Source organism: Stenotrophomonas sp. HITSZ_GD, assembly GCF_029543105.1.
Taxonomy (GTDB): domain Bacteria; phylum Pseudomonadota; class Gammaproteobacteria; order Xanthomonadales; family Xanthomonadaceae; genus Stenotrophomonas_A.
Genome location: NZ_JARQXB010000002.1, coordinates 208782 through 227570, shown reverse-complemented (window position 1 = coordinate 227570; position 18789 = coordinate 208782). Strand labels below are relative to the sequence as shown.

The 18789-nt window shown below is 70.3% G+C and carries 17 protein-coding genes and 1 tRNA gene; 15 read left to right on the top strand and 3 right to left on the bottom strand.

The annotated features are described in order from the left end of the window. Positions 1 to 19: 19 nt before the first annotated feature. The gene (locus tag P6166_RS02880) at positions 20 to 778 is read right to left on the bottom strand and encodes a 3-hydroxybutyrate dehydrogenase (RefSeq protein ID WP_277763030.1); all 759 of its coding nucleotides are present in this window, start codon (positions 776 to 778) and stop codon (positions 20 to 22) included. Between the two features lie 88 nt (positions 779 to 866). Between P6166_RS02880 and P6166_RS02875 the strand changes: the two genes are divergently transcribed. Genes P6166_RS02875 through P6166_RS02850 form a run of 6 tightly spaced genes read left to right on the top strand, consistent with a single transcriptional unit; the run spans position 867 to position 4842 of the window. Continuing rightward, positions 867 to 1481, top strand: coding sequence for a CDP-alcohol phosphatidyltransferase family protein (locus P6166_RS02875; RefSeq protein WP_277763029.1), 615 nt, complete (start codon positions 867 to 869; stop codon positions 1479 to 1481). Between the two features lie 39 nt (positions 1482 to 1520). Continuing rightward, positions 1521 to 2669: a class III poly(R)-hydroxyalkanoic acid synthase subunit PhaE gene (gene phaE / locus P6166_RS02870; protein WP_277763028.1), complete on the top strand. Its 1149-nt coding sequence runs from the start codon at positions 1521 to 1523 to the stop codon at positions 2667 to 2669. Beyond that, positions 2666 to 3739, top strand: a complete 1074-nt coding sequence (locus P6166_RS02865; protein WP_277763027.1) for a class III poly(R)-hydroxyalkanoic acid synthase subunit PhaC — start codon at positions 2666 to 2668, stop codon at positions 3737 to 3739. Before phaE ends, P6166_RS02865 begins: the two co-directional genes overlap by 4 nt. After that, the gene (locus P6166_RS02860) at positions 3729 to 4100 is read left to right on the top strand and encodes a DUF5329 family protein (protein WP_277763026.1); all 372 of its coding nucleotides are present in this window, start codon (positions 3729 to 3731) and stop codon (positions 4098 to 4100) included. Before P6166_RS02865 ends, P6166_RS02860 begins: the two co-directional genes overlap by 11 nt. Before the next feature lie 41 nt (positions 4101 to 4141). Continuing rightward, positions 4142 to 4345, top strand: coding sequence for a PspC domain-containing protein (locus P6166_RS02855; protein WP_277763025.1), 204 nt, complete (start codon positions 4142 to 4144; stop codon positions 4343 to 4345). A gap of 23 nt (positions 4346 to 4368) precedes the next feature. Next, on the top strand, positions 4369 to 4842 hold the full coding sequence (locus tag P6166_RS02850; RefSeq protein WP_277763137.1) for a hypothetical protein: 474 nt from the start codon (positions 4369 to 4371) through the stop codon (positions 4840 to 4842). Here P6166_RS02850 and P6166_RS02845 read toward each other — a convergent pair. After that, entirely contained in the window at positions 4800 to 6011 is a 1212-nt protein-coding gene (locus P6166_RS02845; protein ID WP_277763024.1) for an FAD-dependent oxidoreductase, read from the bottom strand. The two genes, P6166_RS02850 and P6166_RS02845, sit on opposite strands and share 43 nt — an antisense overlap. A gap of 184 nt (positions 6012 to 6195) precedes the next feature. On the opposite strand from P6166_RS02845, the gene P6166_RS02840 reads away from it, so the two are divergent. Together P6166_RS02840 and P6166_RS02835 are read left to right on the top strand one after the other, a co-directional pair. After that, complete coding sequence (locus P6166_RS02840; protein ID WP_277763023.1) at positions 6196 to 6417, top strand: hypothetical protein; 222 nt, start codon at positions 6196 to 6198, stop codon at positions 6415 to 6417. A gap of 99 nt (positions 6418 to 6516) precedes the next feature. Continuing rightward, complete coding sequence (locus P6166_RS02835) at positions 6517 to 8892, top strand: Tex family protein (RefSeq protein WP_277763022.1); 2376 nt, start codon at positions 6517 to 6519, stop codon at positions 8890 to 8892. Positions 8893 to 8986: 94 nt separating this feature from the next. Here the strand turns inward: P6166_RS02835 and P6166_RS02830 are convergent. Continuing rightward, positions 8987 to 9073: transfer RNA gene (locus tag P6166_RS02830), tRNA-Leu, on the bottom strand. Between the two features lie 129 nt (positions 9074 to 9202). Here P6166_RS02830 and P6166_RS02825 point away from each other — a divergent pair. The 7 genes from P6166_RS02825 (at position 9203) to P6166_RS02795 (ending at position 18738) form a co-directional block, all read left to right on the top strand. Further along, a complete protein-coding gene (locus P6166_RS02825) occupies positions 9203 to 9580 on the top strand; it encodes a response regulator (RefSeq protein WP_277763021.1) in 378 nt (125 codons plus the stop codon). A gap of 66 nt (positions 9581 to 9646) precedes the next feature. Next, complete coding sequence (locus tag P6166_RS02820; protein WP_277763020.1) at positions 9647 to 13462, top strand: PAS domain S-box protein; 3816 nt, start codon at positions 9647 to 9649, stop codon at positions 13460 to 13462. Between the two features lie 80 nt (positions 13463 to 13542). Then, positions 13543 to 13881 (top strand): hypothetical protein, encoded by a 339-nt coding sequence (locus P6166_RS02815; RefSeq protein WP_277763019.1) that lies wholly within the window; start codon positions 13543 to 13545, stop codon positions 13879 to 13881. Positions 13882 to 14107: 226 nt separating this feature from the next. Beyond that, the gene (locus P6166_RS02810; RefSeq protein WP_277763018.1) at positions 14108 to 15172 is read left to right on the top strand and encodes a LacI family DNA-binding transcriptional regulator; all 1065 of its coding nucleotides are present in this window, start codon (positions 14108 to 14110) and stop codon (positions 15170 to 15172) included. A gap of 49 nt (positions 15173 to 15221) precedes the next feature. Next, positions 15222 to 16550, top strand: coding sequence for an L-fucose:H+ symporter permease (fucP, locus tag P6166_RS02805; protein ID WP_277763017.1), 1329 nt, complete (start codon positions 15222 to 15224; stop codon positions 16548 to 16550). A 3-nt stretch (positions 16551 to 16553) separates the two neighbouring features. Continuing rightward, the gene (locus P6166_RS02800) at positions 16554 to 17549 is read left to right on the top strand and encodes a carbohydrate kinase (RefSeq protein ID WP_277763016.1); all 996 of its coding nucleotides are present in this window, start codon (positions 16554 to 16556) and stop codon (positions 17547 to 17549) included. Next, positions 17536 to 18738 (top strand): AGE family epimerase/isomerase, encoded by a 1203-nt coding sequence (locus P6166_RS02795; protein ID WP_277763015.1) that lies wholly within the window; start codon positions 17536 to 17538, stop codon positions 18736 to 18738. The genes P6166_RS02800 and P6166_RS02795 overlap by 14 nt, the downstream gene beginning before the upstream one ends. Positions 18739 to 18789 lie beyond the last annotated feature (51 nt).

Here is an 18789-nt window from a genome sequence, read left to right as displayed (position 1 = left end):
CTTCACTTCAATTTTCACTTCATTGCGCGGTCCATCCCCCGTCGATGGCCAGGGTCTGCCCGGTGATGTTGCGCGCCGGCGGCGAGGCGAGGAAGGCGATGGTTCCAGCCAGTTCGTCGTATTCGATGAAGCGCCCCTTGGGCATCGGCGCCAGCATCACCTGGTCGATCACCTCCGCTTCCGGGATGCCGCGCGCCTTCGCCTGGTCGGCGATCTGCTTGTCCACCAGCGGCGTCTTCACGTAGCTCGGGCACAGCGTGTTGATGGTGATGTCCTCATGCGCGGTCTCCAGCGCCAGCACCTTGGAAAAGCCGACCAACCCGTGCTTGGCCGCCACGTAGGCGCTCTTGTACGGGCTGGCGACCAGCGAGTGGATGCTGCCGATATTGACGATGCGCCCGAACCCGCGCTCGCGCATGCCGGGCAGCACCGCCTGGGTGAGCCGCGCCACACCGGTGAGCATCACCTGCACGAGCAGGTCCCAGCGCGCCATCGGGAACGCCTCCAGCGGCGCCACGTGCTGCAGGCCGGCGTTGTTGACCAGTACGTCCGGGCCGCGCGCCAGCGTGCCCAGCGCCCGCGCCACGCTGTCGTCGGACGTCACGTCCAGCGCCAGCGCCTGGGCCGAGCCGCCGTCGGCGCGGATGGCCGCAGCCACCGCTTCGGCCGCCGCCAGGTCCATGTCGCTGACGATGAGGTGGCGGCCGGTCGCGGCCAGTTCGGCGGCAATGCCGGCGCCGATGCCGCTGCCGGCGCCGGTGATCAGGACGTGGTGCATGAAGCCTCCGGGCTTGGGAAAGGGGGGAGCCGTCGCCGCCGCGCGCCGGTCGCGCTAACCTGTGCGTCGGCCTTCGATCCGAGTTTGCATGAAACGCCATTTCTCGATGTTGCGCGACTTCCAGCTGGCCGATTGGTTCACCCTGGCCAATGCGTTCTGCGGCACCGGCGCGATCTTCGCGGCCATGCGCTTCCTGCAGGACGGGCACCGCGGCGACTTGTTGTTCGGCATGGCGTTGATCCCGCTGGCCTTCATCTTCGACGCGCTGGACGGGCGGGTGGCGCGTTGGCGCAAGTCCTCCTCCACGCTGGGCCGCGAGCTCGACTCGCTGGCCGACGTGATCTCCTTCGGCGTGGCGCCGGCCGCGCTCGGCTACGCCTGCGGCCTGCAGGGCGGCTGGGACTGGCTGGTACTGAGCTATTTCGTGTGCTGCGGGGTCAGCCGCCTGGCACGCTACAACGTCACCGCCGAGGCGCTGGCCGGCGACGACGACAAGGTCAAGTATTTCGAGGGCACGCCCATTCCCACCAGCCTGCTGCTGGTGATCCTGCTGGTGGTGGCTGCGTCCACCGGCCGCATCGGCGAGGCGCTGTGGTGGGGCGAATGGCGCCTGGGGCCGTGGCTGCTGCACCCGCTGGTGCTGCTGTACGCGCTGTCCGGTTCGTTGATGATCAGCAAGACCCTGCATATCCCCAAGCCGTGACCCGCGGCACCATGATCGCCACGCGATGAGGAGAACCGCATGACCGCCAACGGCGACGACCCGGGCCAGGACGCTCAGGCGCAGGCGCGCCGCTACTGGGAGGCCTGGAGCCAGGCCTTGCAGCACGGCAGCGCCGCCGCGGTCGGCGGCACCGGCGCGCGGCCCGGCGAGGACCCTGCCGGCGCCGGCTGGACGCAGGCGCTGGGCTGGTGGCGCACGCTGCTGGGCGAGGGCATCCCCGGCGATACGCGCGGGCCGGTGGATCGCGCCAGCCATCAGGCTGGCGACTGGCTCGGGCTGATGCAGGACGTTGCCGCTCGCTTCGCCGGCCGCGATACCAGCAGCGCCGAAGTGGCCGGCGCCTGGCGCGAGGCGGTGCAGGGGCAGGGCGATGACATGCTGCAATGGGTGCTCGGCGCGCTGCGCGGCGGTACGGCCGGCGGCTTCGACCCGTGGCTGCAACAGGCCGCGCAGACGCTGGAGCAATGGCGGCGGGACAGCGCGCCGTGGCTGGACATGCCGGCCATGGGCTTGGGCCGCAACCATCAGTCGCGCTGGCAGGACCTGGTGCGCTTGCAGCAGGACTACCAGGCCCAGTCCCAGGCTTACCTGCAGCAGCTGCGCGCCGCGCTGGACCGGGCGTTCGACCTGTTCCAGGCCAAGCTGGCCGAGCACGAGGCGCTGGGCAGCCAGCTGACCAGTGCGCGGGCACTGTTCGACCTGTGGATCGAGGCGGCCGAGGAGGCCTACAACGCGGTCGCGCTGTCCGACGAGTTCCGCGAGATCTATGGCGCCTTTGCCAACGCGCACATGCGCCTGCGGGCGGCGTTGCAGCGTGAGGTGGAGCAGGTCGCCGGGCAGTACGGCATGCCCACGCGCTCGGAGATGGACGCCGCGCACAAGCGCATCGCCGAGCTGGAGCGCACCGTGCGCCGGCTGGTGGCGGCGGTGGGCGAGGGCGCGGCCCGCGCGGCGCCCTCGCGCGGGCCCACGCCCCGGCCCGCCCCGAAGCCTGCCCCGCGTCCGGCGGCCGCGCAGGCCAAGCCATCGGCACGCGCCACCGCGCCGGCGAAGAAACCCGGCCGGGCTCCTGCCAAGGAGGCCGCCAAGCAGGCCACCGCCAGCCGGCCCGCGGCGAAGAAGGCCGCCGCGCGCACCGCCGCCGCAGCGAAGAGGACCACGCGATGAAAGGCCCGCTGGGCTTCAACGCCGACGATCTGCTGCAGGAGACCCTGGCTTTCCAGCGCAAGCTCGCCGAGGGCCTGAAGGTGCTGCCTGGCGTGGACGAAGTGGACTACGGCGCCACCGCGCGCCAGGAAGTGTGGCGCGACGGCCGCGTGGTGCTCTACCGTTTCGTCGGCGATACCCCGCCCACCGCGCGCGTGCCGCTGCTAATCGTCTACGCGCTGGTCAACCGCCCGTACATGGTGGACCTGCAAGCGGACCGATCGCTGGTGCGCGGGCTGCTCGCCCAGGGCGAGGACGTCTACGTGCTCGACTGGGGCTACCCGGACCGCTCCGAGCGCTACCTCACGCTCGAGGATTACCTGCTGCGCTTCCTCGACGGCGCGGTCGACGCCCTGCGCCGGGAGGCCGGCGTGCCGGCCATCGACGTGCTGGGCGTCTGCCAGGGCGGTACGTTCTCGCTGTGCTACGCCGCCTTGCGCCCGCACAAGCTGCGCAACCTGGTCACGATGGTGACACCGGTGGATTTCCACACGCCCGACAACATGCTCTCCAGCTGGGCGCGCACGGTGGATGTGGACCTGATGGTCGACACCGTCGGCAACATCCCGGCCGACCTGATGAACGCCAGCTACCTCATGCTCAAGCCGTTCCGGCTCAACTTGCAGAAGTACGTCGGCTTGCTCGACATCCTCGATGACAAGCAGGCGCTGGAGGATTTCCTGCGCATGGAGAAGTGGATCTTCGATTCGCCCGACCTGGCCGGCGAAGCCTTCCGCGAGTTCGTCAAGCAGTTCTACCAGCGCAACGGGCTGGTGGAAGGCGGCATCGAGATCGGTGGCGAGCCGGTGGACCTGGCCGCGGTGGACATGCCGCTGCTCAACATCTACGCCGAGCAGGACCACCTGGTGCCGCCGGCGGCCTCGCGCGCGCTGGCCGGGCGCACCGGCAGCCAGGACTACAGCGAGCTGAGTTTCCGCGGTGGGCACATCGGCATCTACGTCTCCGGGCGCGCCCAGCGCGAGGTGCCGGCGGCGATCCACCGCTGGCTGCGCGAGCGCGATGCGGGCTGAAGCCCTCGCCCTGCTGTTGTCGTTCGGCGCCACCGCGCAGGGCGCCGCACCAGCCACCGAGGCGGCGCGCGAGATCGCCGCGCTGGTCGACGCGCTCGCCGCCTCGCCATGTCGCTTCCAGCGCAACGGCAGCTGGTACGACGGCGCCCGCGCCGCCGCGCACCTGCAGCGCAAGTACGACTACCTGCAGGCACGTGGCCAGGCCGGCACGCCGGAGCAATTCATCGCGCGCGCGGCCAGCCGCAGCAGCGTGAGCGGTCGCGCTTATCGCGTGGCCTGCCCGGGCCAGCCCGAACGCGATGCCGCGGCATGGTTCGAGGAACAGCTGCGGGCGCAGCGCCGTCACCGCGCGGGCACCTGAAGCCGGCTATATTGGCGGCGTCCCGTTCCAGGAGCCGTTGCATGAGCACCGCGCCGCGCACGCTGTCCCGTTCGCTCAACGACCGCATGATCGCCGGCGTGATCGGCGGCATCGCGCATCGTTTCGGCTGGAACTCGACCCTGTTGCGGGTGATCTACGTGATCGTGTCGATCGCCTCGGCGGCCTTCCCGGGATTGCTGGTCTACCTGCTGCTGTGGCTGCTGATCCCCAACGAGGCCGATTGACCGCCCGCCTTGCCGCCCCGGCGCTGCGCCTGGCGCAGGTGCTCGGCGCGGCGTGGACGCTGCCCAACACGCTGATCGGCCTGTCCGCGGGCCTGGCCGGCATGGCGGCCGGCGCGCGCTGGCGTTGGCGCGCCCGCGAGCTGGCGCTGGTGGTCGAGCGCTGGCCCTGGGGGCCGGGCGGGGCCATGACGCTGGGCAATGTGATCCTGCTGAAAGGCACCTCGCTGGACGTGGCGTGCTTCACCTACGAACACCAGGCCGGGCGCGCACACCATCCGCCGGTGCGGCTGGCCGACCACGAGCGCGCGCACGTCTACCAATACCTGCTGCTGGGCCCGCTGTTCCTGCCGGTGTACCTGCTGTGCGGCGGCATCAGCGTGCGCAACCCATTCGAGCGCGCCGCCGACCACTACGCCATGCACGGGCACGGCTGGTTTCCGCTGGGGCGCCGGGCTCAGTCCAGCCGTCCGAAGCCGAACAGCGCGGCCAACCGGTGACCGCGGCGCTCGATCGTGGCCCGTAGCAGGCCGGCGCCGAGCATGCTGTAGGTGATGCCGTTGCCGCCGTAGGCCATCGCGAACAACACGCGAGGGCCATGCTCGGCATGCGCGCCGAAGAAGGGCAGGCCATCGGCGGTTTCGGCGAAGGTGCCGCCCCAGGCGAACACCGGCCGCAGCTGCAGGTCCGGCATCACCTCGGCGATCTTGCGCTGCAGCTTGGCCGCCTTGGCGAGCACCCGCGCATCGCGGCGCGCCGGCAGGTCGATGCTGTCGTCCTCGCCGCCGGCGATCACCCGTCCATCGGCCGTGCCGCGAAGGTACAGGTAAGGCCGCGCGGTTTCCCACACCATCGTGTGGCGCAGCGCGCCGGCTTCCTCGTCGCGCAGCGGATCGGTGACGAACGCGTAGCTGCTGCGGTTGCGCGCCACGCGCTGGCGCAGCCATTGCTGGCCCGCATAGCCGGCGGCGACCACCACATGGCCGGCGCGCACCAGCGCCCCTTCCGCGGTGCGCAGCACGATCCCGCGCGAGGCCGGCTTCACGTCGACCACCGCGGTGCGGTCGTGCACCGCCGCGCCGGCGCGCTGGCAGGCGGCCAACAGGCGGTAGGTCATCCGGTACGGGTCCATCCGCGCGGCCTGCCGGCTCACCAGCGCGCCCGGCGCGCGCACGCCGTAGTCGCGCCACAGTGCCTCGGGCTCGACCCAGTCCAGCTCCAGGCCGATCTCTCGGCGCGCGGCCAGTTCCTCGCGCAGGGCGGCCAGGTCCCGCTTGCGGCTGGCGTAGTAGAGGCTGTCGTTGCGGCGGTAATCGACCTGGCCCACCGCGCGGGCCCGCTCCTGCAACAGGTCGATGGCCTCGGCGCAGGCGAGGTAGGCGAGCGCGGCGGCGTCCTGGCCATGGCGCCGCGCCAGATCGACCAAGGGCGTATCGATCTCGTACTGCAACAGCGCGGTACTGGCCGACGTGCTGCCCCATCCGATCTCGCGCTGCTCCAGCACGGCCACCTCGTGCCCGTGCGCGACCAGCTCGTCGGCGATCAATGCCCCGGTGATGCCCCCGCCGATCACCGCCACGTCGCAACGCACATCGCGCTCCAGGCGCGGGAACGCGTGCATCAAGCCATTGCGAATCGACCAGAACGGATAGCCGCTTTTGAGATCCATGCCCCACCACATGTGGAAATGAATGCGTGATCTAGCCGCCGCACGGTGAAGGCACAGTGAGGCGGGTGGGACGGCGCGGCGTCATCGAACCGCAAACAGCTGGCGTTAACTTGGGTGAGAACGCCCTAACACGCACCTGCGTAAGCTGCGCGCCGGTTCCAGTAGTCGCAACAAGGTGAACGAGATGTCGATCCTCCTCTATGTCGGTGGCAGCAAGGATGGCGAGAAGGGCCTGGTGCCCTATGGCTTCAGCCGCTCGATGGCGATGACCGAAGAGGGGCCCGAGTTCTACGTCGAGCGCACGCTGTCGCTGGATCGCGTCGGCAGGGTGCGCGTGATGGCGCTCGAATCCCTGCAGGACTCCCTCCTGGCCGAGCGCCTGGCCGACCACTACGCGCAAAGCTGATCCGCACCGCGCTCGCGGTGGTGCTGTCAACGGGTTTCCGCGCCGGGCGGGCGCTGCCAGAATGCCGCCTCCCGTTGCCGCCGCAGTACCGTTGACCGCATGCAAGACGTCAAGTCAGATTCCCGGCTCGCCCAGCAGATCGCCCAGACCATCGCCGAGGAAATCGGCGCCCAGACCGCCCAGGCCCGCGCCGCCATCGCCTTGCTGGACGAAGGCGCCAGCGTTCCCTTCATCGCCCGCTACCGCAAGGAAGTGACCGGCGGCCTGGACGATACCCAACTGCGCAACCTGGAAACGCGCCTGACCTACCTGCGCGAGCTGGAAGAGCGCCGCGCCGCGGTGCTGGCCAGCATCGACGAGCAGGGCAAGCTCAGCGACGAACTGCGCGCGGAGATCGCCGGGGCCGATACCAAGTCGCGCCTGGAAGACCTCTACCTGCCGTACAAGCCCAAGCGCCGCACGCGCGCGCAGATCGCCCGCGAGGCCGGGCTGGAGCCGCTGGCCGATGGCCTGCTGGCCGATCCCTCGCAGGTGCCGGAGACCTTCGCCGCCGGCTTCGTCGATGCGGAGAAGGGCGTGGCGGATGCCAAGGCCGCGCTGGAAGGCGCGCGCGCGATCCTGATGGAGCGCTGGGGCGAGGATGCCCGGCTCGTCGGCGAGCTGCGCCAGTGGCTGGGCGAGCATGGCGTCATCCGCGCCCGCGTGGCGGAAGGCAAGGAAGAAGCCGGCGCCAAGTACCGCGATTACTTCGAGCACGCCGAATCGCTGGCGAAGATTCCCTCGCACCGGCTGCTGGCGCTGTTCCGCGCGCGCCGCGAGGAGATCCTGTTCCTCGACCTGGACCCGGGCGCGGAGGCCGAGGCGGGCCATCAATACTGCGAAGGCCGCGTCGCGCTCGCCGCCGGCGTCGCCGACAAGGGCCGCCCGGCCGATGCGTGGCTGTTGAACGCCTGCCGCCTGACCTGGCGCGCCAAGCTGCACATGCACTTGCTGCTGGACTTGTTCAACCAGGCCCGCGAAAAGGCAGAGGCCGAGGCCATCGCCGTGTTCGGCGACAACCTCAAGGACCTGCTGCTCGCAGCACCCGCCGGCCCGAAGACCGTGCTGGGCCTGGACCCGGGCATCCGCACCGGCTGCAAGATCGCGGTGGTGGATGCCACCGGCAAGCTGGTGGCGACCGAGACCATCTACCCGCACGAACCCAAGCGGCAGTGGGATCAGTCGCTGGCCGTGCTGCGCAAGCTGTGCCTGCAGCACCACGTGGAGCTGATCGCCATCGGCAACGGCACCGCCAGCCGAGAGACCGACAAGCTCGCCGGCGAGGTCATCAAGGCGATGCCCGAGGCCAAGTTGCAGAAGATCGTGGTGAGCGAGGCGGGCGCGTCGGTGTATTCGGCCTCCGAGTTCGCCGCCAAGGAATTCCCGAACCTGGACGTCTCCCTGCGCGGCGCGGTGTCCATCGCGCGGCGCCTGCAGGACCCGCTGGCCGAACTGGTGAAGATCGAGCCCAAGGCGATCGGCGTGGGCCAGTACCAGCACGACGTGGACCAGTTCCGCCTGGCGCGCGCGCTGGACGCGAAGGTGGAGGATTGCGTGAACGCGGTCGGCGTGTACGTCAACACGGCCTCGGCCGCGCTGCTCTCGCGCGTGTCCGGCCTGTCCTCGACGGTGGCCGAGAACATCGTGCGGCACCGCGACGACAACGGCCCGTTCAAGCGCCGCAAGGACCTGCTCAAGGTCGCGCGGTTGGGCGACAAGACCTTCGAACAATGCGCCGGCTTCCTGCGCATCGCCGATGGCGACGAGCCGCTGGACGCCTCGGCCGTGCACCCGGAAGCCTACCCGGTGGTGGAGCGCATCGTGGCGGCGACCGGCAAGCCGATCAAGGCGCTGCTGGGCGATGGAAGCTTCCTGCGCGGACTGCGCGCAGAGCAGTACACCGACGCGCAGTTCGGCGTGCCGACCGTGCGCGACATCCTCAAGGAGCTGGAGAAGCCCGGCCGCGACCCGCGCCCGGAGTTCAAGGCCGCGCGCTTCGCCGAGGGCGTGGAGGAGATCAAGGACCTGCGGCCGGGCATGGTGCTGGAAGGCGTGGTGAGCAACGTGGCCGCGTTCGGCGCGTTCGTCGATATCGGCGTGCACCAGGACGGGCTGATCCACATCTCCGCGCTGTCGGACACCTACGTCAAGGACCCGCGCGACGTGGTCAAGGCCGGCGACATCGTCAAGGTGAAGGTGCTGGAGGTGGACGTGGCGCGCAAGCGCATTGCGCTGACCCGGCGCCTGGAAGATGCCCCGGCACCGGCTGCGCGCGATGCGCGCGGACCGCAGGCCGGTGGGCGCGACGGCGGGCGTGGTCCCGGTGGGCGTGGGTCGAATGGGGGTGGCGGGCAGGGCAAGCCGCGGCCGGCAAGTGCGCCGCCGCCGGCCAACAGCGCGCTGGCCGACGCGTTCGCGCGGGCGCGCAAGGGTTGAGCGTCGTGAGACACGAAGGGGCTGCGGCCCCTTTGTGGTCGATGGGTGCCGGAAACGATCAAGGCCTGGCTTCGCAGCCAGGCCTTGACGTATTTGGTGCCGAAGGTGGGACTCGAACCCACACGCTTTTAAGGGCGGCGGATTTTGAGTCCGCTGCGTCTACCGATTCCGCCACTTCGGCGCGGCGGCGCAGTATAGCCGCGCCTTGCGGGAAATGCAGCCGGTCCGATGCGGGTTGTCCCGCCGGGCAGGCCCGGCCAGCCCGCGCACGCCCGGCGTTATACTCCAGGTTCGCTTCAGGGAGAACGCAATGTCGGCACTGCAGGGGCTGCGTGTACTCGTGGTGGAGAACGACGAGATGAACGCCATGCTGCTGGAGCTCCAGCTTGCGCAAGCCGGCGCCACGGTGGCCGGCCCGGCCGCCACCGTCGAGGCGGCATTGCAGCAGGTGGACGCGCGCGCCATGGATTTGGCGGTTCTGGACTATCGACTCGGCGGTGGGCAGACCAGCGAAGCGGTGGCCGCGCGGCTGAATACGCTCGGCATTCCGTTCGTGGTCGCCACCGGGCAGGTCACCGGCGGGTTGCCGGCTGCGTTTGAGCGCGGCGTGCTGCTGACCAAGCCCTACCTGGCCGAAGACCTGGTGCGTTCGCTGCGCCAGGCGCAGGAGATCGCAGCCGCCCAATAGGGCACGCACAAGGCGCTTTTTTAGCGGTAAGGTGCGCTTGTTCCTGGGTCGCGACTGGGGAGCCGCATGGAAAACAAAGCGCCGGTCGCGCCGACCGGCTTCGCTCCGGGCGCCGCGCCGCCCTCGTGGGCGCAATCGTCCGTATTGGCCGCCGCGTGGGGAGAGCCCGCGCAGTGGGAGCCTTCGCTGCGCAGTGCGCTGTCGCTGTGCCTGAACTGCCCGTCGCCCGCGCTGCTGCTGTGGGGACCTTCGCTCAACTGCATCTATAACGAGCCCGGCGCGATGCTGCTGGGCGCGCTGCATCCGGCCGCGTTCGGCCGGCCGCTGGCCGAGCTGGAGACGCCGTTGCAGGCCGAATTGGTGGCCGCCGTCGGCGCCGCCGAGCCGGCGCTGGTCGCCGGCATGCGCGTGGCGCCGACGGCGGACGCCACCGGGTCGTGGTCGTGCAGCCCGCTGTACGACACCGCCGGGGTAGCCGGCGTGCTGTGCGTGCGCGAGCGGCCGGCGCGCACGCCGCACCTGGTGGCCGCGTTCGAGGAATCCCCGGCGTTCCTGGCCGTGCTGCGCGGGCCGGATTACGTCATCGAAAGCGCCAACCAGCGCATGAAGCAGCTGCTGGGCGAGCGCCAGATCATCGACCGCCCGCTGCGCGCGGCGCTGCCCGAGGTGGTGGAGCAGGGCGTGCTCACGCTGCTGGACCAGGTGCGGCTCAGTGGCCAGCCCTTCCTGGGGCAGGCGGTGCGGCTGGTGCTCGAACGCCCGTTCGAGGCCGTGCCCTACGAATCGGTGCTGGATTTCGTCTACCAGCCCATGCGCGACGAGGCCGGCGCGGTGGACGCGATCCTCGTGCACGGCATCGACGTGACCCGCCAGCGCCGCGCCGAGGAGCGCAACCGCTTCCTGCTCGGGCTGGAAGACGCGCTGATGGTGCTTTCCGAGCCGCAGCAGATCCTCGATACCAGCGTGCGGCTGCTGTGCCAGCACCTGCAGGCGCACCGCGCCGGCTACGGCCAGATCGACATGGAGCGGGGCACGATGCGCGTGCTCAGCGATCACGTCGAAGGTTTGCCGAGCCTGCGTGGCGAGTTCGCGCTGAGCAACGTGGCCGAAGGCTTCCTCGACGCGCTGCTCGAAAACCGGCCCTGGGTGGTCCACGACACGCAGTGCAGCGACGCGCCGCCCTACCTGAGCGAGGGCTACCGCAACCACGGCATCCGCGCCACGCTGGCCGTGCCGCTGCACAAGAACGGCCAGCTGGTGGCGGCCATGGGCGTGCACCAGTCCACGCCGCGGCACTGGTCCGAGCACGAGGTCGAACTGGTGCGGCGCGTGGTGGCGCGCTGCTGGGAATCGATGCAGCGCGGCCGGGTGCAGCGGCAACTGGCGGCCAATGAGGCGCGGTTGCGGCGCCTGGCCGATGCACTGCCGCAGATCATCTTCATCGCCGACACGCAGGGCGTGGCGCGCTTCTTCAACAGCCGCTGGCACGAGTACACCGGCTGCGATCCCAACGCCGACGCGCGCGAAGCCTGGGACACCGCGCACACCGACGCCGGCCTGCGCCGCGCCGCGCACGCCTGGGACCAGGCGCTGGCCGACGGCGACGGTTTCGAGATCGAATGCGAATTGCGCCGGTACGATGGGCAGTACCGCTGGCATCTGGCGCGGGCACTGCCGGTGCGCGAGGACGACGGGCGCATCAACCAATGGATCGGCACCTACACCGACATCCACGACCGGCGCAGCATCGAGGACCGCCTCACCGAAAGCGAAGCGCGCTTCCGCAAGCTGTGCGAGACGGTGCCGGCGATGATCTGGATGTCCGACGCGCAGGGCAACTGCGTGTACTGGAATCCGCGCTGGACCCAGTTCACCGGACAGCCGCCGGAGGAAGCCATCCCGCGCGGCTGGTGGGAAGTGGTGCATCCGGACGACCTGGCGCGCGTGCGCCACGGCTTCCTGCAGGCGCTGGACGAGCGCCGCGCCTTCAGCGCCGAATACCGCGTGCGCCGCCGCGACGGCGAGTACCGCTGGTGCATGGATACGGCCACCGCGCATTTCGGCGTGGACGGCAGCTTCCTGGGCCACATCGGCTCGCTGATGGACATCTCCGAGCGCAAGCGCATCGAGGACGCGACCGCGTCGGAACGTTCGATCCTGGGCCTGATCACCACCGGCGCGCCGCTGGCGATCGTGCTCGATTCGATCGCCCTGAGCGTGGAAGCGCGCGGCGAGCGCTCGTTGCGCTGCTCGATCCTGCTCGCCAATGCCGACCAGACCCTGCTGCGCTGCGCCGCGGCGCCGAGCCTGCCGCTGGAATACGCGGTGCGCTTCGACGGCCTGGCCATCGCGCCGGAAGGCACGCCATGCGGCCGCTCGGCTTATTCCGCGCACCAGGTCATCTGCGAGGACATCGCCGCGGACCCGAGCTGGGGCGAACACCGGACCCACGCGCTGGCGATGGGGATCGCCGCGTGCTACGTCACCCCGATCCTGGGCAGCAACGGCGTGGTGCTGGGCACGCTGGCGATGTATTTCCGCACGCCGTACCAGCCGACCCTGCACGAACAGGCGATGGCGCGCTCGGCCTCGCACCTGGCCGGCATCGTCATCGAGCGCAACCGCATCGATGCGCAGCTCAAGGCCTCGCTGCAGGCCGAGAAGGACGCGCGCAACGATGCGGAAACCGCCAGCCGGATCAAGGACGATTTCCTCGCCACCCTCAGCCACGAACTGCGCACGCCGCTCAACGCCATCCTGGGTTGGTCGCGGTTGATGCAGACCGAGTCCTTCGCGCCGGAAAACATCGGCAAGGGGCTGGTCATCATCGAGCGCAGCGCGCGCTCGCAGGCGCAGATCATCGACGACCTGCTGGACATGAGCGCGATCCTGTCGGGCAAGGTGCGCCTGCAGCCGGAGCATTTCGACATCGGCGGGCTGGCGCGCAGCACCATCGACCTCATGCGGCCCACCGCCTCGGCCAAGCAGGTCGAGCTGCGCGTGCGGGGCCTGGAAGAGGGCGCCACGCCCTTCTTCGGCGATGCCGGCCGCCTCCAGCAGGTACTGGTGAACCTGCTCGGCAACGCCATCAAGTTCACCCCGTCCGGCGGGCGGGTGGAACTGGAAATGGCGGCCGCGCCCGATCACCTGCGCCTGTCGGTGCACGACAGCGGCGTAGGCATCGCGCCGGACTTCCTGCCGCACGTGTTCGACCGTTTCCGCCAGGCCGACGCCAGCACCACGCGCCGCGTCGGCGGGCTGGGGCTGGGGCTGTCGATCTCCCGCCAGCTCATCGACCTGCATGGCGGTTGGCTGGGTGCCACCAGCGCCGGGCACGGGCAGGGCGCCACGTTCACCCTCGTGCTGCCGTACCAGCACGGCGTGAGCGTGCCGCGGGCGCACGGCCCGGACAGCGGCAAGGTCGGCCCGCTACCGCAGGCGATGGCCGGGCGGCTCGGCAAGCTGCACCTGCTGCTGGTGGACGACGATGACGATTCGCGCGACGCCGCCGAGCATTTCCTGCGCCACGCCGGCGCGCAGGTCACGGCCGCCGGCTCGGCCGACGCCGCCGAGCAGCTGATGCGCCAGCACAGCTTCGATGCGCTGATCAGCGACATCGCCATGCCCGGGCGCGACGGCTACGAGCTGATCCAGGCCGTGCGCGGCGGCGGCCAGGTGCGCCAGCCGCAGATTCCGGCCATCGCGCTCACCGCCTACGTGCGCGAGGAAGACCGCGAACGCGCCATGATGGCCGGCTTCGACGGCCACATGGGCAAGCCGCTGGACCCGCTTGGCCTGGTCGAGCTGATCGAGGCGCTGGCGGCGCGCCCCGGGCACGCCGCGCCGGGGCGCGCGGTGGCGACCCAGGCGGCCGGCGACTGACCGCGCACGCGGCGGCCGGGAACCGGCGCCGCGCCGCGTGGTCGTTCTTTCCGCCGCTTCCTTTTCCGAGCCGCCCCGCGATGAAGACCCCCGACGATCCCCGCAGCGAACTGGACGAGGACATCTGCGTCCATATCTTCGCCACCTCGGCCGCGATGCTGGGCGTGTGCATGACCGTGGTCGGCGTGCTGCACGTGGTGGTGGTGATGCGCAATGTCGACACGCTCGCCGACGACCTGCTCAGCTTCAACGCGATGGTCTACCTGGGCGCCTGCCTGAGCGCGTACTGGGCCCTGCGCACCAAGCGCAAGGGGCGCAACCGCAAGCTGGAACGGCTGGCGGACGCGCTTTTCCTGTTCGGCTTACTGCTCAGCACCGTGGCGACCGGCATCATTACCTGGGCCATTGCGCGCATCTGAGTTGGCGCACCGCGGGCGCGTGTTCGATTCCAGTCGAGCTATCGCCCGTAACGCCTTGTTTTCGTTGGCGTGACTTGCGCTGTCATCGGTGATGCTGCGGTGCCGCATGCCAAGGCCCGCTCGCGCGTGTTCTATTCCACCGGCACGATGACGGGCGCGGCACGAAGGCGCGTTTGGATCGATCCAAACGCCTCGCCACAGCCATTCCGGGGAGATCAGCGAGCACATGTCCACGCGGGCTCACAGCGGCGGCAACAACACGGGCAGGGCAGGCGGCAGCCGGGCGGTGACGGTGACGGACATCGCCCGCGCGGTGGGCGTCTCGCGCGCCACCGTCTCGCTGGTGTTGCGCGGCAGCCCGCTGGTGCACGCCGACACCCGCGCCCGGGTGCATGCCGAGCTGCAGCGGCAGCGCTACGTCTACAACCGGGCGGCGGCCAACCTGCGCCGGCGCACCTCCACCATCGTCGCGCTGGTCATCAACGACCTTTCCAACCCCTTCTTTGCCGAATTCGCCGCCGGCGTGGACGAGGCGCTCGGCGAACAGGGCTACGTCACGCTGCTGGGCAACACCGGCGAATCGCCGCGGCGGCAGCAGGCCGTGCTGGCCTCGCTGATGGAACACGCGCCGGCCGGGGTGATCCTGTCGCCGGCCGAGCACAGCGAGGCGGCCTCGCTGCGCGCCGTGATGGGCGCGGCCGGCAACGTGCTGCTGTTCAATCGCGAGCCGGCCGGGCACGAGTGGGATTTCCTCGCGCTGGACAACGCACACGGTGCGCAATTGGCGACGAGGCACCTCATCGAGCTCGGCCATCGCGACATCGCTTTCTTCGGTGGCCACGCCGATTCCAGCTCGTGCCAGCAGCGGCGCAGCGGCTACGTGGCGGCGATGGCGCAGGCGGGCTTGCCGGTGCGCGAGGCGCGCATGGTCGAATGCGCGCCCACCCGACCGCAGGCTGCCGCCGCGACGCAGGCGCTGTTCGAGACCGCCGAGCGGCCCACCGCCGCCGTTTGCTACAACGACAACGTGGCGATGGGCCTGATGCTGGGCCTGTTCGCGCGCGGCGTGCAGCCGGGGCGCGACTTCTCCGTGACCGGCTTCGACGACATCCCGGAAGCCGCGCTGAGTACGCCGGCATTGACCACGCTGGCCGTCGACCCGCGCGCGCGCGGGCGGCAGGCCGCCCAGTTGCTGCTGCAACGCATCGGCGCACCCGACGCGAGCGTGGCGCGCACCATCGCGCCGGTCGAACTGCGCGTGCGCCAGAGCAGCGCGCCGCCGCCCGGCTGACCACATCCCCCCGCCTTACCTTTCCCTTACCCGACCGACAGGCCCTTCCATGCCCATTTCTCCCGGACTTCCCCCCCGCGCCGCGCAGCCTGTCGAGGCCGGCAGCGTCAATCGCGGCGTCGCCCTCGCGGTGGTCACCTCGATCTTCTTCATGTGGGGCTTCCTGACCTGCCTCAACGACATCCTCATCCCGCACCTGAAGGCGGTGTTCGAGCTCAACTACACCCGCGCGATGCTGGTGCAGTTCACCTTCTTCGGCGCGTACTTCCTGATGTCGCTGCCGGCCGGCCGCCTGGTCGCTCGCCTGGGCTACAAGAAGGGCATCGTGGCCGGCCTGGCGATCGCCGGGATCGGCGCGCTGGGCTTCTGGCCGGCCGCTTCGCTGCGCGTCTACGAAGCCTTCCTGGCGGCGTTGTTCGTGCTCGCCAGCGGCATCACCGTGCTGCAGGTGGCGGCCAACCCGTATGTCGCGCTGCTCGGACCGGAAAGCACCAGCTCCAGCCGCCTGACCCTGGCGCAGGCGCTGAACTCGCTCGGCACGACGCTGGCGCCGTTCTTCGGCGGGCTGCTGATCCTCTCCAACACCGTGATGAGCTCCGAGCAGCTGGCCGCGCTGGGCCCGGCCGAACAGGCCGCCTACCGCGCGCAGGAAGCGCAGTCGGTGCAGGGCCCCTACCTGCTGCTGGCCGTGGTGCTGTTCGTGCTGGCGGTGGTGGTCTACCTGTTCCGCCTGCCGTCGCTGGCCAGCACCACCGAGCAGGCCGACCACCAGAAGCACACGCTCGGCCAGGCGCTGCGCCATCGCCACGTGTTCTTCGGCGTGGGCGCGATCTTCTTCTACGTCGGCGCGGAAGTGGCGATCGGCTCGCTGATGGTCAACTACTTCTCGCTGCCGAAGATCGGCGGCATCACCGAGCAGCAGGCGGCGCACTACCTGGGCCTGTACTGGATGCTGGCGATGATCGGCCGCTTCGCCGGGTCCGTGTTGCTGGCCAAGCTGTCGCCCAACAAGCTGCTGGCCGCCTTCGCGGGCGTCAACATGCTGCTGCTGGCCACCAGCATGAGCAGCAGCGGCGCGCTGGCGATGTACAGCCTGGTGTCGATCGGCCTGTTCAACTCGATCATGTTCCCGACCATCTTCGCGCTGAGCATCGAGCGCCTGGGCCCGTTGACCAACAAGGCGTCGAGCCTGCTGATCATGGCCATCGTCGGTGGCGCGCTGGTGCCGTTCCTGCAGGGCGCGCTGGCCGACCGCATCGGCCTGCAGCCCTCGTTCGTGCTGCCGCTGCTGTGCTACGGCTACATCGTGTTCTTTGGCCTGTCCGGCAGCCGCCTGCCGGCTCTGCGCAAGGATGGCTCCGTGGTCGAGGGTGCCTGAATCGTGTCGAAGATCGTGTGTTTCGGCGAGGCGTTGATCGACATGCTCGCCGCGCCGCGGGCCGACCCGCAGGCACCGCGCGCGTTCCTGCAGTTCGCCGGCGGCGCGCCGGCGAACGTGGCCGTCGCGGCCGCGCGGCTGGGGGCCGACAGCCACTTCGCCGGCATGCTCGGCCAGGACATGTTCGGCGATTTCCTGCATGACAGCTTCGTCGAGGCGGGCGTGGCGACCGATTGCATCGTGCGCACGCACGCGGCCAAGACCGCGCTGGCGTTCGTCGCCCTGGACGCGCACGGCGAACGCAGCTTCAGCTTCTACCGGCCGCCGGCGGCGGACCTGCTGTTTGGCGAGGCGGATTTCGCCGAGGCCTGCTTCGCCGGCACCGGCGCGTTCCACGTGTGTTCCAACAGCATGACCGAACCGGCGATCGCCGCCACCACGCTCGCCGGCATGCGCCGTGCCGCTTCCGCCGGCGCCCTGGTCAGCATGGACCTGAACCTGCGCCCGGCGCTGTGGCCGCTGGGCGTGGACCCGCTGCCCACGCTGTGGGAGGCGCTGTGCCTGGCGGATCTGGTGAAGCTTTCGCGCGAGGAGCTGGCCTACCTGGCCGCGCCGTTGGGCGCCGAGGGCGAGGCGGCGGTGCGCGAGCGCCTGTTCGCCGGCCGCGCGCGCCTGCTGGTCGTCACCGACGGCGGCGGGCCGCTGCGCTGGTATGCCGCGCACGCGCAAGGCGAGGTACCCGGTTTCGAGGTGACCGTGCGCGATACCACCGCCGCCGGCGATGCCTTCGTCGCCGGCCTGCTCGTGCACATCGGCGTGCGTGGGGGGCACGGCGCCGGCTTCGGGGCGTTCGTCGCCGACCGCGACGCCATCGAAGCGGCGGTGCGGTACGGCGCGGCGGTTGGCGCGCTGGCCGTCACCCGGCACGGCGCGTTTGCCGCGATGCCCTCGGCCGAAGAAGTCTCGCACCTGCTACGGAACACCCATGCCCATGCTTGATGACACCCTGCAGGACTTCCGCTCGCCGCAATTCCTGCGCGCGCACATCGCCGACACGATGGCCTTCTACCACCCGCGCGCGATCGACCCGGCCGGCGGTTTCTTCCAGTATTTTCGCGACGACGGCAGCGTCTACGATCCCGGCCACCGCCACCTGGTCAGCAGCACGCGCTTCGTCTTCAACTATGCGATGGCCTATCGCGAGTTCGGCGATCCCGAATATCTGCAAGCCGTGCACCATGGCCTGCGCTACCTGCGCGAGGTGCATCGCGATGCGGCCACCGGCGGCTACGCCTGGACCGTGCGCGACGGGCAGGTGGAAGACGCCACCCGGCACTGCTACGGCGTGGCGTTCGTGCTGCTGGCCTACAGCACCGCCTTGAAGGCCGGCGTGGAAGAGGCGCGCGGCTGGATGGACGAAACCTGGGCCTTGCTCGAGCGCCACTTCTGGGAAGCCGAAGCGGGCTTGTACCGCGACGAGGCCGACCCGCACTGGCATTTCAGCGATTACCGTGGCCAGAACGCCAACATGCACATGTGCGAGGCCATGCTGGCCGCGTTCGAGGCCAGCGGTGAGCGCCGTTATCTCGACCGCGCCCTGTTGCTGGCCGACCACATGACCCGCCGCCAGGCGGCGCTGGCCGGCGGGCTGGTGTGGGAGCACTACGACCGCCAATGGCAGGTCGACTGGGATTACCACCGCGACGATCCCAAGCACCTGTTCCGGCCGTGGGGCTTCCAGCCCGGCCACCAGACCGAGTGGGCCAAGCTGCTGCTGATCCTCGACCGCCACGTCCAGGCCGATTGGCTGGTGCCCGCCGCCATGCACCTGTTCGACACCGCCGTCGCGCGCGCCTGGGACGACGCCCGCGGCGGGCTGTACTACGGCTTCGACCCGCAGGGCAGGGTGTGCGACGACGACAAGTACTTCTGGGTGCAGGCCGAGTCGCTGGCCGCCGCCGCGCTGTTGGCCGAGCGCACCGGCGATGCCGCCTACTGGCGCTGGTACGAGCGGCTGTGGACCTATGCCTGGCAGCACTTCGTCGACCATCGGTACGGCGCTTGGTACCGCATCCTGGACGCCGACAACCGCAAGTACAGCGACGAGAAGAGCCCGGCCGGCAAGACCGATTACCACACCATGGGCGCCTGCTACGAAGTGCTCAACGTCGTCCGCCCCGCCGCCTGACCTGCTGCCACGGCGCGCCCGACCGCGCGCCGTTTCTCCCTTGCCGCATGG